Consider the following 14,375-nt stretch of genomic DNA (forward strand, 5'->3'; position numbering starts at 1 on the left):
GTGAGGAGCTCCTATGATACTGGAAATTCTGACATATACACATAATATTACGACTATGCTGTTCGGCATCTTCCTGTCGGCTTTTTTCCTGGGTGTGAAGAAGGACAAAAAGAATGTATGGAAGCTGTTGCTATTGGCAGTGATTTCCGGGGGCTTATATATGGTCTGCGTATCTCTGCTGGGTCCGGAGATGGTGGATCAGATATACCCGCTGATCGTTCACGTGCCGCTATTGCTGATGCTGGTGTTCTATTATAAATTCAGACTATTGCCGTCCTTAAGCTCCATATTCACAGCGTATCTGTGCTGCCAGTGCAGTAACTGGATAGGGCTGTTCGCACTGTCGATAACGGGAAAAGAGTGGTGCTATTATGCCTGCCGTATCGTGGTGACGCTGGTAGTATTCTGGGTGCTGTGCCATTATGTGTGTCAGACGACGACAATGTTGTTCGCGAAGACGGACCGGGAGCTGCTGATCATCGGAAGTCTGCCTCTGGTGTATTATATTTTTGACTATGCCACGACGAAGTTTTCCAATCTGCTATATACCGGTAACAGAGCGGTACCGGAGTTCCTCGGATTTGCTATCTGTCTGTCGTATCTGTTCTTTTTGTTGATATATTTCAGGGAATATGAAATGAAAAGCAAGGCAGAGCAGTATAATGAGCTGATCCGTATGCAGATGAATTCTTTTCAGGCGGAGATGGACAATACAAGGAAAAGCGAGAAAAAGATGTCGATCCTGCGGCATGATACCAGACATCACATGGCCGTTCTGCGAACACTGCTCCAGCAGGGAGATTGCGAAAAGGCTCTGGAATATCTCAATGAGGTCAGCCAGACCTATGATGATACCGTCATCAAGGCATATTGCAGGAACGAAATGGTGAATTCGGTATTATCTACTTATAATACCCGTTTTGAGGAGCAGAAGATTCCCTGGGAGGCACAGGTCACGATCGGAGAAAAGCTTCCCTGTTCGGAAATGATGTTCTGCGCGATCCTGTCTAATGTACTGGAAAATGCCATGCATGCGGTACAGGAGCTGCCGGAGAGCAGGCGGAGGATTGGATTGTCTCTGTCGGAGAAGGCAGGGCATCTGCTGCTTATGGTGAAAAATCCGGTGCAGACGCCGCCGGTATTTACCGATGGAATCCCGGTCACAGAGCGGTCCGGACATGGACTGGGGGTCCGGAGCATCGTATATTATGTGGAAAAACTCCACGGACAGTATCAGTTCCGGATGGAAGACGGGGAATTTGTAGTCCGGCTTATCTTCTGAGTACACTGGAGACGTTCTCCAGTGTCTTTTTCTATTGAGAAAACTTCTTTCTTTCGGTATAATGATGTCAACAATAACAGGTTGTCTGCAGGAAGGAGTCATTGAACAAATGAAATATACACTGGATTATCAGAAATATGCGGAGCTGGCAAGACGCGTGGCGGCAGAAGGAAGCGTGCTGCTGCGGAATGAAGAGGATACCTTACCGTTACGCAGGGGACAGAGAGTGTCTGTATTCGGAAGAACACAGTTCGAGCATTACAAGAGTGGCACCGGCTCCGGCGGCATGGTCAATGCTCCTTATGTCACGAATATCATCGACAGCCTGAAAGAAGATGGGACCATACAGGTAAACGAAGCGCTTGAGCAGCAGTATCGTGAGTGGCTGAAGGAGCATCCGTTTGATGTGGGAGAAGGCTGGGCCATGGAACCCTGGAATCAGGAGGAGATGCCCGTAGATGAAGAACTGGCGGCGCAGGCAGCCGGACAGTCGGATGCAGCGATCGTGGTCATCGGGCGTACTGCCGGGGAAGATAAGGATAACAGTGCGGCGGAGGGAAGTTATCTGCTGACAGCTTTGGAGGAGGAGCTCCTTCATAATGTATGTCATGCTTTTGAGCATACGATCGTGGTACTGAATGTCGGTAACATCATAGATATGAAGTGGGTAGACCGGTATCAGCCGCAGGCAGTACTTTATATCTGGCAGGGAGGTCAGGAGGGCGGAAGAGCCTGTGTGGATATCCTGACCGGCAAAGTAAATCCCGGTGGTAAATTAAGCGACACGATTGCAGAAGACATTGAAGATTATCCTTCCACGGAAAATTTCGGAGATCCGGTGGAGAATTTCTATACGGAGGATATTTATGTAGGATATCGTTATTTTGAGACATTTGCGAAAGATAAGGTGAAGTATCCTTTCGGATTTGGATTATCCTATACGAAGTTCCAGACAGAGATCCTGGGATTCTCAGTACAGGGAATGGCAGTCACGGCAGTTGCAAAAGTAACCAATGTCGGGGGAGTATCCGGCAGGGAGACTGTGCAGCTGTATCTGGAAGCACCTCAGGGGAGATTAGGAAAGCCTCTGCGCCAGCTGGCTGCATTTGCGAAGACCGAAGAACTGAAGCCGGGTGAGACAGAAGAACTGCTGCTGAAAACAGAGCTGACGGAGTATGCATCCTATGATGACAGTGGTGTCACCGGACATAAATCCTGCTATGTACTGGAAGAGGGAGACTATATCTTCTATGCCGGAACCGATGTGCGAAGCGCAGCAGAGGCCGGCAGGGCGACCCTGACAGAGCTTCAGGTAGTGCGGACGATGACGGAAGCAATGGCACCCGTACAGGAGTTTAAGCGTCTGAAACCTTTCTTTTTCGAGGAAAAGGATCATGCCATTGTAAACTGGGAAGATGTACCTTTACGAACGATAGACCTGGCGGAGCGCATTCGGACAGAGAGACCGACACAGAGTAAATATGAGGGGGACCAGGGCTGGAAGCTGTCGGATGTGCAGGATGGAAAAATTACGTTAGAACAGTTTCTGACACAGCTGTCGGACGAAGATCTGATCTGTATGACCCGCGGAGAGGGCATGTGTTCCCCGAAAGTGACTCCGGGCACGGCAGCAGCCTTCGGTGGAGTGACAGAAGGTCTGAAGAGATTTGGGATTCCCATAGCCTGCTGTTCGGACGGACCCTCCGGTATCCGTATGGACTGCGGCACCATGGCATATGCCCTGCCTAACGGCACATTGCTTGCCTGCACCTTTGATCCGGAACTGGTGGAGGAGCTGTATGAAATGGAGGGCATGGAGCTTCGGAAGAACAAGATTGACACCCTCTTAGGACCCGGCATCAATATCCACAGGAATCCATTGAACGGTCGTAACTTTGAGTATTTTTCGGAAGACCCGTATCTCACCGGTATCATGGCAGCAGCACAGCTGACCGGCATGGGAAAATACGGTGTCACCGGCACTATCAAGCATTTTGCATGTAACAATCAGGAATTCAAGCGGCATGATGCCAACAGCATCGTATCCGAGAGAGCACTGAGAGAGATCTATCTGAGGGGCTTTGAGATCGCGGTGAAACAGGGTGGCGCTTACAGTATCATGTCTACTTACGGACCGGTAAACGGACTGTGGACAGCTGGCAACTATGATCTCCTGACGACCATTCTCCGTAAGGAATGGGGATATCAGGGTATTGTGATGACTGACTGGTGGGCGAAGATCAATGAGGAAGGGGAGCCCGGCTCCGGCAGACAGACGATTCCCATGGTGCGGGCACAGAACGATATTTATATGGTCGTAGCGGATGCGGCATCCAACTCCGCGGGGGACAATACCGCGGAAGGCTTGGCAGACGGCAGACTCACCAGAGCACAGCTTACGCGGAATGCGGCAAATATCTGTGGTTTCCTGTTACGTTCCGTTGCTATGGAACGGCTTCTGAACAGAGAGGAAGAGGAATGCACGGAGCTTCACAATCCGATAAGTACCGAGGGTGCAGGAGACAGCGGACAGGTGCTGGCATGTCTGGAAATGCCGGAGCCGAAGACCGGCGAAGAGATAGAACTTCCGTTGGAAAAACTGTCCACGAAGAAGGGCACAAGTGCGGTATACCAGTTGCGTTTCCCTAAGATCGGAAGATATGAGCTGGTATTTCGGATGAGCTCTACGTTAGGAGAACTGGCGCAGCTGCCGATCTCCGTGTTCCTGAACAATACGTTACAACAGACCGTGACCCTTAACGGCACGGAAGGTCAGACCATGGAACGTGTTGTAACACTGCCCATTCGTCAGGACGGCGAGAAATACATGAAATTATATTTCGGAGAGAGTGGTATCGATATGCACCGGATGTTCTTACGCTATGTGGGTAAGAACGATATCGAAAGCATCCGGAATGAATAAACATAAAAAACTTTAACGGAATATTTATGTGCAGAGCCCCAAAGAATGATTGACTTCCCCTGCTTTTTCAGATACAATCTACTCTTGTACGTTTATTAGAAAAACTAACGAGGAGGCAGGAAAAGTGATAGCACAGATACTTGCAGTAGTAATATTTGTAGCGATGTTTATACTGATCGTTCTGGAAGTATGGGAGAGACACGTTATTACCCTGGGCTGCGGTGTGCTGACGCTGGTGCTGGTATTCGGACTGGGAATGCACAGTATGGGTGCAGTGTGGGAGACCCTGAATTTAGGAAGCTTTTTTACAAGTCATTTCTGGTATACGGCGGGACAGTCCGCGGAGACTTCCAGTGGCATTAACTGGGAGACTATCGTATTCGTAGCGGGAATGATGATCATGGTAGAGGGAATGGCGAGAGTCGGATTTTTCCGCTGGCTCTGCATGCGCCTTGCCAAGATGGTTAAATATAAAGTAGTGCCGCTGTTCGTGACCTTTATGGTATTATCCGGTATTCTGGCAATGTTCATTGACAGTATCACCGTAATTCTGTTCCTGGCAGCAGTAACAATTGAACTGTCACAGCTGTTGAAATTCAATCCGGTGCCTATGATCCTGGCAGAGGTATTTTGCGCGAACCTGGGCGGATCTGCTACCATGTGTGGAGATCCCCCCAACATCATCATCGGTACTTCCCTGGGATATTCCTTCACGGATTTTTTGACCAATACCGGTCTGATCGCAGGTATTTCCCTGGTCGTAGTTGTATTGTATTTCTACCTGGTATTCCACAAGGAGCTGCGTGCCAGCGAAGCGGCAGCAGCCGGCAGCAATCAGACTTATCCGGATCCTTCTGAGGCGATCACCGATAAAAAGGGCTTTATTATCAGCACCGTTATTTTCCTGTGTGCAGTAGCATTGCTGGTAACCCATGCACAGACCGGTCTGACTGTATCCTGCATCGGTGTATTTATCTCTATCGTGACGCTGATCGCCGCAGGCAGAGATGCGCTGAAGCTGATCAAACAGATCGACTATAAGACACTGCTGTTCTTCATCGGATTGTTCATGGTGGTAGGCGGGCTGGAGCAGACCGGTATCCTGAAAGTCATGGCGAACTTCATTGGTGACATCAGTAACGGTAATCTGATGCTGATGATCGCGATTATTTTGTGGATCTCCGCAATTGCCAGTGCGTTCGTGGATAATATTCCTTTTGCGGCGACGATGATCCCTATCATCAGCAGTCTGTCCGCGACCCAGGGTGTAAATCTGTCTATCCTGGCATGGGCGTTAGCAATGGGAACCGATATCGGCGGAAGTGCGACTCCCATCGGTGCATCTGCGAATGTCGTGGGTATCGCTACCGCAGCGAAAGCCGGTCATATGATCAAGTGGGGAAAATATTGCAAAGTTATGGCTCCTGCGACTATAATAGTAATAGTAATCTCCATGGTAATGATCTATGCGAGATATCTGTAAGACTATAAGGAGGGCAGACCCATGAGTGAACAACTGATTATCTCCGTCAGTCGTGAGTACGGCAGCGGCGGACATGAGATCGCACAGAAGCTGGCAGAATATTACAAGCTGCCAATGTACGATCATAACCTGTTAGATGAGGTGGCTGCAAGCATGAATGTGAGCAGCAAGGAGCTGGCAGAGTTCGATGAAAAGAGACGTAACAAATTCCTGTACAGAAGCGTGATGGGAATGAACAGCTCTCCGGCAGATAATGTGGCGAGAATGCAGTTCGACTATATCAAGAAAAAAGCAGAGGCAGGAGAATCCTTTGTGATCGTAGGACGCTGTTCTGAGATCGTGTTGAAGGACAATCCGAATCTGATCTCCATCTTCGTATTAGGAGACAAAGAAGCCAAGATCGAGCGTGTTATGCAGATCTATGAGCTGGATGCGAGACATGCGGAGGAGCGTATGATCGAGAAGGACCGTCGCAGAAAATCTTACCACAACAGCCATTGTAAGGTAAAATGGGGCGACTCCCGGAACTACGATCTGTCCATCAACAGCAGCAGACTGGGTGTGGAGGAGACCGTGGAATCTCTGAAGAACTACATAGATGCGAGAATCGCTCATAAATAGAATGATATAAGATAACAAAAATGCAGAGACTGTCTGCGGAAAGCATGCAAGAGAAAATCTTGTGGCTGCCGTAGACAGTTTCTTTTTATTGCCATAGAAAGTGTGTCTTAAAAAATGCCGGACAACATTTAAGCAAATATTAAGGATTTCTGCCGCGACAAATACAAAGGAGTGTGGTATCCTAGGAGACGAATAGGAAAGAGACTTAAGGAACGTACCGGTGCCGGTATGTGGAAATGAGGTACAACATGAGTGACAGAGAGCGAGACTCCATTCAGGAGATGGAAGATATACAAAAAGGTCTGGAAGCCTTTTTACAGCAGGAACTGCAGGAAATGCAGACATCCGGCTCCGGCAGTGGGAAGTCCGGGACCGGAAGGCAGACAGCAGAGCGTCCGGCTCCGCAGATGTTTGACATGAATGAGGATGACGAGGATGAGGAGGAACTGGACGTGATCGGATCCGGAAGACGAACAAGAGAGGATGATTACACCGAGGACTGGGATGATCCTGCGTATCGTAAGAGACAGGCAGCCCGCAGAGAGACGACGCGTAAGACTTCAGAGAATCGTAATGGTGGTGGTCGCAGTAACAGTAATGCAGATCGTCGCAGACAGGCGGCATCCGATAGAACCCGGCGTAGCAGACGGGAGGACTATGCGGACGAATACGAGGATTACGAAGATCCCAGAGACAAAAAACGCTCCGGAAAAAAATCAGGGAAGCGTGAGGAGACAGACACGAAAACAGATAAGAAGAGCAGAAAAGGAAACAAAAAGGAAGCCGGGAGCGGCAGAAAAAAGAAAAAATCCAGCTTCAAGCGCTTCCTGATCGCAGTGGCGCTGATCCTTGTATTTCTGGCAGCAGGGCTGTATGTCCTGGTGGGTAAGGTCTATGCTGAGATGAATTATGAAGAGATCGAATCTGTGGCAAGCTCTCCCATGAAGGAAGAAGGAGTTACAAATATTCTCCTGATCGGTAACGACTCCCGTGAGAACGGGGAGGATGGCAGATCCGATGCCATGATCCTGCTGTCTATCAGCAACAAGACGAAAAAGATATATATGACATCTCTGCTCCGTGACATGTATGTAGAGATACCGGGGCATAAGGACAATCGTCTGAATGCGGCATACTCCTATGGCGGTGCGGAGCTGCTGATGCAGACTATCGAGCAGAATTTTGACATTCATATCAGCCGCTATGTGCTGGTGAATTTTGAGGCATTTGCGAATCTGGTAGATGCCGTGGGCGGCGTGGATCTGGGGCTGACCGGCAAGGAAGTGGAATACGTGAACGGCTATCTGGTAGAATATAATATCCTGCTGGGCAGACCGGAGGGAACGGACTATTTCGATGACTTGTCCGGAGGTATGGTGCATCTGAACGGCCCCCAGGCGCTGGCTTATTGCAGAAATCGTTATATCGGTACGGATTTCGGTAGAACCGAGCGACAGAGAAAGGTGCTGACAGAGGTCATTCATAAGCTGCCTAAGGGTGTACTCACGAATCCGAAGGGACTGATCGACGGTCTGATGCCGAATCTGACCACGAACCTGACCCAGGCGGAGTGTTACCGGTTAAGTCTTATGGCACCGAAGATCCTGACATACGATATTATACAGAACAGTATTCCCATTGAAGGCACGTATAAGGATGCGACCCATCGTAAAATGTCCGTGCTGGAGGTGGATTTCGAGGCAAATAAGAAATTCCTGCAGGAGAATCTGTATGGAACGGGAGACAGCACTGCGACAACAGAGACTGCAGACTGATGTGACGATGACACTGTCGTCATATATGGTAAATCGAGGGGGAGAACATTTATGGGGCAGAGAAAAAAGCGATTCGTGGCACTGGCTTGTGCGGTCAGTGTAATAGCGCTTAGCGGCTGTGGGGATGATCTGACACAGCAGGTCTGTATTCCGGGGCGGGAAGAACTGGCGCAGCCCATCGGAGGTTACAATTACAATGCCGGGGCACAGAACGGTCATACCGTTGAGAATTTCGGGGAGGCATCAAAGACCGACAGTATGGACGGTGACAATACTGCATTGCAGGAAGCGGGACAGCCCGGGAATTCGGATACTTTGACGGGTGAACGCTGCACGATCACAATCTCCGCGGCAGGGGATGTAACTTTGGGCAATCATCAGGAACAGGATTACAGCTATTCATTCCGTCAGGTGTACGATCAGGCGGAGGATGAGGGATATTTTTTCGAGAATGTGAGAGATATTTTCAAGGCGGATGATATGACCATCGTGAATCTCGAAGGACCGTTGACCACATCGGAACATATGCGTGAGGGGCAGACCTACTGCATCAAGGGAGATCCGGCGTATGCCCATCTGTTGACATTGGGGGATATCGAAGCCGTCAGCTTTGCCAATAATCATCGACTGGACTACGGAGAGCAGGGCAGCCGGGATACGGTGGCGGCATTGGAGCAGGAGGGAATTGTCTATGCCTATGATAAAAATGTAGGCATCTATGAAATCCCGGACAGTGCGGCAGCCCACGGCGGAGAGCGGAATCTGAAGATCGGCATTATCTCCGTCAATGAAGTGGAATGGGGCGCACAGGCGGAGAAACTGATTCAGAATAATATCGAAGTCTTGCGGGAGCAGAACGTGGATCTGATCCTCGCCTGCTGTCACTGGGGCATTGAGAAAGACACCTATCCGGAGAATTATCAGCAGCAGCTTGGCAGGAAATGCATCGACTGGGGAGTGGATCTGGTCATCGGTCATCATCCCCATGTGTTACAAGGAATCGAGGAATACAAGGGCAGATATATCATTTACAGCCTGGCAAATTTCTGCTTCGGAGCCAACCGGAATCCGGAGGACAAGGACACCATGATCTTCCAGCAGACCTTTACTTTTGAGAACGGGGAAAAGGTGGAGGATCAGAACGCCCGGATCATTCCCTGCATGGTAAGCTCTGTCAAAACAAGGAATAATTTCCGACCGACGCCGGCAACGGGGGAGGATAAGCAGAGGATCCTGCAGCGTATGAACGAATACAGCAGTGCTTTTGGTGTGGCGTTTGATGAGGACGGCGGGATTATAGTGAATTGACCGGGAGATGTTGATAACTTTCGGATGATGAGGCAGATGTGTGGATAGTGACATGTGCGGATGAGGAATAGAGGAAAGGATAGGAATTGCCATGGAAAAAGCATTTAAGCTGGACTTTATCAATGACAAAACAGGAAGTCTGTATGTGAATTGCTGCGGTTGCTCTCAGACGGAAGCGCTGCACAGCTTCGGACCGGCATCCAAGCCGCACTACCTGATCCACTATGTCTTAAGCGGCAAGGGGCATTTCCGGTTCCATGACAAGGAATACCGGCTGGAGGCCGGGTACGGATTTCTGATCCAGCCCAACGAGCTGGCGTTCTATCAGGCGGATGCAAAGGATCCCTGGAGTTATCTGTGGGTGGGCTTCGCCGGGAGCCGCGCGGAAGAGTATTTACATAGCATGGGACTGTCAGACAGGCATCCTATTTTTTCCTGTGATAAATCAGAGGAGCTGTATTCTATTGTCCGCGATATGATGGAACACAATACCTTTGGAATCGCGGATGATCTGCGCCGGAACGGACTGCTGGGAGTATTCCTGTCTGTGATCGCGGACAGCGCCGGTGTGGTAGCCAGAGAGGAAGAGGATAAGGGGAACCAGTATGTGAAAAAAGCGGTATCTTTTATCCAGAGTAACTACTGTAACCCGATCAAGGTAACGGATGTGGCGGATTATGTGTGTATCAACCGCAGTTATTTATATACATTGTTCCAGAATTATCTGGGAATGTCGCCTCAGCAGTTCCTCACCACCTTCCGTATCACCAAGGCGAGAGAGTTGCTGGAATCTACGAATTATCCTATCGAGAGCATTGCCCTGTCCTGTGGGTATAGTGATGCGCTGGTATTTACCAAGGCGTTCCATGCCATGAAGGGCATGTCTCCGTCAAAATACCGCAAGGAAAGTCACAGAGAGAGCACAAAAGAACAGCTCCAGGAGGTCGAGGGTCTGATCGCCCGGCTATTGAAACCGTAAAGAACAACATTAAAAAAGCTCATTCATCTGAATATGAATGGGCTTTTTTAGTGCCTTGGTTTTACACAGGAATTCTATTTATTTAAGTTATTCTCTACATATTCCAGGATATAGAAATTATCTTCCGGCATCTGGCATCCGACGATATACAGTCCGTTATCGTCGGAACAGCGGATGATGCGACCTTCCAGCACATTATGATTTGGCAGAGCAAAATCATGAATCGTGATAATGACTTCTGCATTTTTGCTTTGGGTGAATATCTTGTCTGTGGCCAGGAAGGCGAATCCGTTGGCACTGATATTTTCCATGGTAGCCGCATATTCTGTATCGGAATTTTTGAACTTAATAGTACAGGTATTATTCAGATCCATACGAGGGTATTTGCGTCTATTGTTGATCCTGGGTCTGGTAGTAATGGTAACCTTGAAAGCATGTTCACCACTTTCGGGAGCAGGAGAAATGGCGGCTTTGTCCCAACAGTACAGGATATTACCTGCGGTGACCTGCAGCATACAGGAAGCAGACCCGTTAATCGTCAGCTTCTTCTGACAGGATACTAACAGTCCCTCCGGGATCTGCTCGATCAGCTCCCCAAGATAGTTGTCATCCTCCTGACCGACTAGCTGTAAGTCGATCTTCATGCCGGGCTTGACGTCTTCAATACCCATGAATCCACCGATACCCAGATCACACATCATGTTCTCCATGACATCTTCGATGGTATTGATATTATCTGCTGTTTCCTGATACTTACTGAGCATCCGTTCACTGGTCCGGCTGGAGTGCGTGATACAGGTTGTGATAGTATCCACGATGTTAGATACCTGCTCCATGTTGGATACCAGCTGAGTGTTAGAGCTCTCTACTTCTTTAATGGCATTATCTACAACCTGAATGTGATTGCCCAGCTGCACGGAATCAGAAGCGATCTGGTTTACGTTATCTCCGGTCTGCGTTACTTTTTCCAGAGTGATCTGGATCAGCTTTAATGTCTCTTCAATGGAAGAGGTCATCTTCGCGGAGGTAGCATCCAGCCGGGAGAGAGCATCCCTGATCTGATCAGAGGAAGCGTGGGTCTCGGTGCTTAAGGTACGGATCTGATCCGCTACGACAGCGAAGCCCTTGCCGGCTTCTCCGGCTCTGGCAGCTTCGATGGAAGCATTTAATGCCAGCAGATTCGTCTGGTTTGTGATCTTCTCTATGGTGCCGGTCTCCTGTTTTACCATTTCGAATTCCTGACGGAAATTCTCCAGAACATTTTCCAGCTCGGTGGACAGCTGTGACATGGTAGCAGCTGTATTCACCAGACTCTTCAGGTCTTCCGCGCTGACGCCGGAATGGGATTGCGTTTTTTCGACGAGCGTGATCATTTCTCCGATCAAAGCTACCACATTTTCTACCTGGGCACGGATATCGGAGGTCATCTGTGTGGATGATGTGGTACGATCCTGCAGCATATTGTTGTTGTCAGTCAGCTCGTTCATACCCAGCATGACGATATCGGAGCCGTGCTTATTCTCGGAAGCCAGCTCTCTTACGACTGTGATGCCATCGAGAATGATATTACTCGAAGACTTAACCTGCTCTACAGTGGTTACGACTCTGTGCAGGTCAGCCTTGATGCTGTCGGTCATGGCACCGTCGGATTCGTTCAGATGACGGATGGACATGACATAACAGATGTAGCACAGGACGATACAGGACAGCTGTAACTGATAATTCTTCATATCGGAAGCACTGTTGAAGCCCAGCATATAGCGATAGACGGCTGCACCGACGATGATCAGAGCATTGGCGATACCGCAGTTGATCATGAATTTCCGGTTCTTATATAGTACCAGCAGGCTCGTCACCGGCAGGATATAGGTGAAAGCGATCGGGGAAGCTGTAGTACAGATGACAAAAGTGTAGAAGATGCCGTAACCGATGACCAGATCGTAGCGGTAGAGCTCCGTTGCCCAGCCTTTTACGCGTAACAGCACTTCGCCAAAGATCAGAGGCAGCCAGCACAATGCCAGAAAAATAAGGTAAGAAGTGGTGGGATATAATCCTCCGGACGCATCGGAGCCATAGTTGGCACTCAGTAAAACAGCAAAAACGATCCAGATCTTACGGGCTTTCCGATTAGCTTTTTCTTTGAAAACATTTTCGTCGTATGTCATGATACATATCCTCCTTTACAGTCCTCTCCGGTATGTTCAAAAAAATGAATCAAATGGTGGATCACTTCCCTGCTTTCCGGAAGCTCCGGGTAAAAAGCGCTGAACGCATGGGTCAGGCGGGGATCCTTCGGGTAGTTGATCAGTTTATGGGGCATCTGATGTCTGCGCAGAGCCTTTTCAAAATTCAGAGTATAACTCTGAAGATTATCGTTGTCACTGGTGATCAGGAGACTGGGTGGCAGGCTGGTCACGATGTCCGGGTGCTCCGGAGATACATAGGGGGCAAAAGCACTTTTTTTATAATGCCGGCCGTAGAGATATCTGGGGAGGAAAAGTCCGATCTGATCCAGGCGGTTCGTATAGAACATACCGCTGACCAGACCAAGTGCCCGGACTGGCAGGTCAGAAGGGGTTACTCCGGCAGCCTGTGCCAGTGCAGTGCTTCGCTGCATGGCGATTCCATAAGTCAACAGACAGGCACCGCCGCTGTCGCCGCAGGCATATATGTGGGAAATGTCACCGCCGTATTCCGTCAGATGATCCCGGATAAAATCCAGTGCCAGATGCAGGTCAGCCAGCTGGTCATAGAAGAGACAGTCCGGTATCAGCCGGTACTCAATGCTGAATACCAGATACCCCGCCTCACAAAGGGAGGCACAAAAGGGACGGTTGAATTCCTTGTTCCCTATGAGGAGGCCTCCGCCATGTACGTTGACGATGACCGGAAGAATCTCTCCGTCCCGTCCCCTGGGACGGTAGACATCCAGACGATGTGCCGGAACATGCTTCTCATCATAGAAAATATCCGATTGTAGGAAAACGTCTTCCGGAAGAGGATATTCTTTACCCCTGGAAGCGCAGCTTTGCTCGAATGCCGCCCGCTGCTTATAGAACATTTGACATATAAAGCTTTTCATGTGTACTCCTGATTCTGACTGTATATGTTTTAATAAAAGAAAAATATTTGTCGAAAAAAAGCGATATGCAGTCTTTAAAAGAATACCACAGAAATGAATAGATTAAAATAGAAAATGCAACATTCTATTATGGAATGTTGCATTTTGTCTTGCACTACATATTTCGGCTGACCATGGGAAAACTTTAGTCCTTTTTATAAAAATCGTTACCACGTTACTTTTGTATCACTATAGTGATCATATAGGCCGCATATCATAGCTGTATATCACGAAATATGGCATCTTTGTCATCCTGTTCAATTCCCAGATAATGTTTTGTGATCTGAAAAGAAGAATGATTGTAAATCTCCATCAGCAATGCGGGCGGAGTTCCCATTTTCCATGCATGGTAGCCGAAGGTCTTCCGCAGGGAATGGCACCGGATCACGTCTTCGATCCCTACAGCTTCAGCAGCCTTACGGACAATGCGGTAGGCCTGATACCTGGAGAGAGTGGAAGCTGTTTTTCTGGGACTGGGAAAAAGGTAGTCTGTGTCGGTTACGGAAGACAATGTATTCCGGTAGGACTGTAATGTTTTCTGAAGTTCTCTGTTGATCAGGATTCGGGTCTCTTTTCCTGTTTTCTTTTCTGTGATCAGAAGATGGGTGTAAAAGCGGCTGTGTTCTGTGCAATAGACATTTCCCCAGGTGAGATGAAGAATGTCGTTGATACGGAGAGCAGTGTTCAGACCGATCAGGATGATAGTGTAATTCCGGAAGTTGGGCTGTTGGGTAAGATAGTAATCTTTGAAATCATGTAAAAGTTGTTTGCTGCGGATAGGTTGTGTCGTGCTCATAATAGCCTCCTTGAAAGTATTAATGAATAAGGAAAATGCAACATTCCATAATAAAATGTTGCATCAGTGCAAACCAGCAGGCAAGGA

General features: G+C 48.8%; 10 protein-coding genes. 7 read left to right on the forward strand and 3 right to left on the reverse strand.

Annotated features, from left to right (window positions below; translation table 11 throughout):
* Window positions 1–13: 13 nt before the first annotated feature.
* The 7 genes from ACTRDR_RS09865 to ACTRDR_RS09895 all read left to right on the forward strand — a co-directional run bounded on the left by ACTRDR_RS09865 (window position 14) and on the right by ACTRDR_RS09895 (window position 10,371).
* Entirely contained in the window at window positions 14–1,282 is a 1,269-nt protein-coding gene (locus ACTRDR_RS09865) for a sensor histidine kinase (RefSeq protein ID WP_440527257.1), read from the forward strand.
* Between the two features lie 109 nt (window positions 1,283–1,391).
* Window positions 1,392–4,205, forward strand: a complete 2,814-nt coding sequence (locus ACTRDR_RS09870; RefSeq protein ID WP_440527258.1) for a glycoside hydrolase family 3 C-terminal domain-containing protein — start codon at window positions 1,392–1,394, stop codon at window positions 4,203–4,205.
* A gap of 124 nt (window positions 4,206–4,329) precedes the next feature.
* Window positions 4,330–5,688 carry an SLC13 family permease gene (locus tag ACTRDR_RS09875; protein ID WP_440527260.1) on the forward strand — a complete coding sequence of 453 codons (1,359 nt, stop codon included), beginning with the start codon at window positions 4,330–4,332 and terminating at the stop codon, window positions 5,686–5,688.
* Window positions 5,689–5,709: 21 nt separating this feature from the next.
* Window positions 5,710–6,309 carry an AAA family ATPase gene (locus ACTRDR_RS09880; RefSeq protein WP_440527262.1) on the forward strand — a complete coding sequence of 200 codons (600 nt, stop codon included), beginning with the start codon at window positions 5,710–5,712 and terminating at the stop codon, window positions 6,307–6,309.
* A 248-nt stretch (window positions 6,310–6,557) separates the two neighbouring features.
* Complete coding sequence (locus tag ACTRDR_RS09885; RefSeq protein WP_440527263.1) at window positions 6,558–8,084, forward strand: LCP family protein; 1,527 nt, start codon at window positions 6,558–6,560, stop codon at window positions 8,082–8,084.
* Between the two features lie 51 nt (window positions 8,085–8,135).
* On the forward strand, window positions 8,136–9,392 hold the full coding sequence (locus ACTRDR_RS09890; protein WP_440527264.1) for a CapA family protein: 1,257 nt from the start codon (window positions 8,136–8,138) through the stop codon (window positions 9,390–9,392).
* Window positions 9,393–9,483: 91 nt separating this feature from the next.
* Window positions 9,484–10,371, forward strand: a complete 888-nt coding sequence (locus tag ACTRDR_RS09895; protein WP_176864846.1) for an AraC family ligand binding domain-containing protein — start codon at window positions 9,484–9,486, stop codon at window positions 10,369–10,371.
* Between the two features lie 74 nt (window positions 10,372–10,445).
* On the opposite strand, the gene ACTRDR_RS09900 is transcribed toward ACTRDR_RS09895, so the two are convergent.
* The 3 genes from ACTRDR_RS09900 to ACTRDR_RS09910 form a co-directional block, all read right to left on the reverse strand.
* A complete protein-coding gene (locus ACTRDR_RS09900) occupies window positions 10,446–12,536 on the reverse strand; it encodes a methyl-accepting chemotaxis protein (protein WP_176864848.1) in 2,091 nt (696 codons plus the stop codon).
* Window positions 12,533–13,453: an alpha/beta hydrolase fold domain-containing protein gene (locus ACTRDR_RS09905; RefSeq protein ID WP_176864851.1), complete on the reverse strand. Its 921-nt coding sequence runs from the start codon at window positions 13,451–13,453 to the stop codon at window positions 12,533–12,535. Before ACTRDR_RS09905 ends, ACTRDR_RS09900 begins: the two co-directional genes overlap by 4 nt.
* Window positions 13,454–13,706: 253 nt before the next feature.
* Window positions 13,707–14,288: a tyrosine-type recombinase/integrase gene (locus tag ACTRDR_RS09910; RefSeq protein ID WP_440527266.1), complete on the reverse strand. Its 582-nt coding sequence runs from the start codon at window positions 14,286–14,288 to the stop codon at window positions 13,707–13,709.
* Window positions 14,289–14,375: the final 87 nt, after the last annotated feature.

This window comes from Simiaoa sp. (assembly GCF_051972595.1).
In the GTDB taxonomy this organism is placed as follows: Bacteria; Bacillota; Clostridia; order Lachnospirales; family Lachnospiraceae; genus Acetatifactor; species Acetatifactor hominis.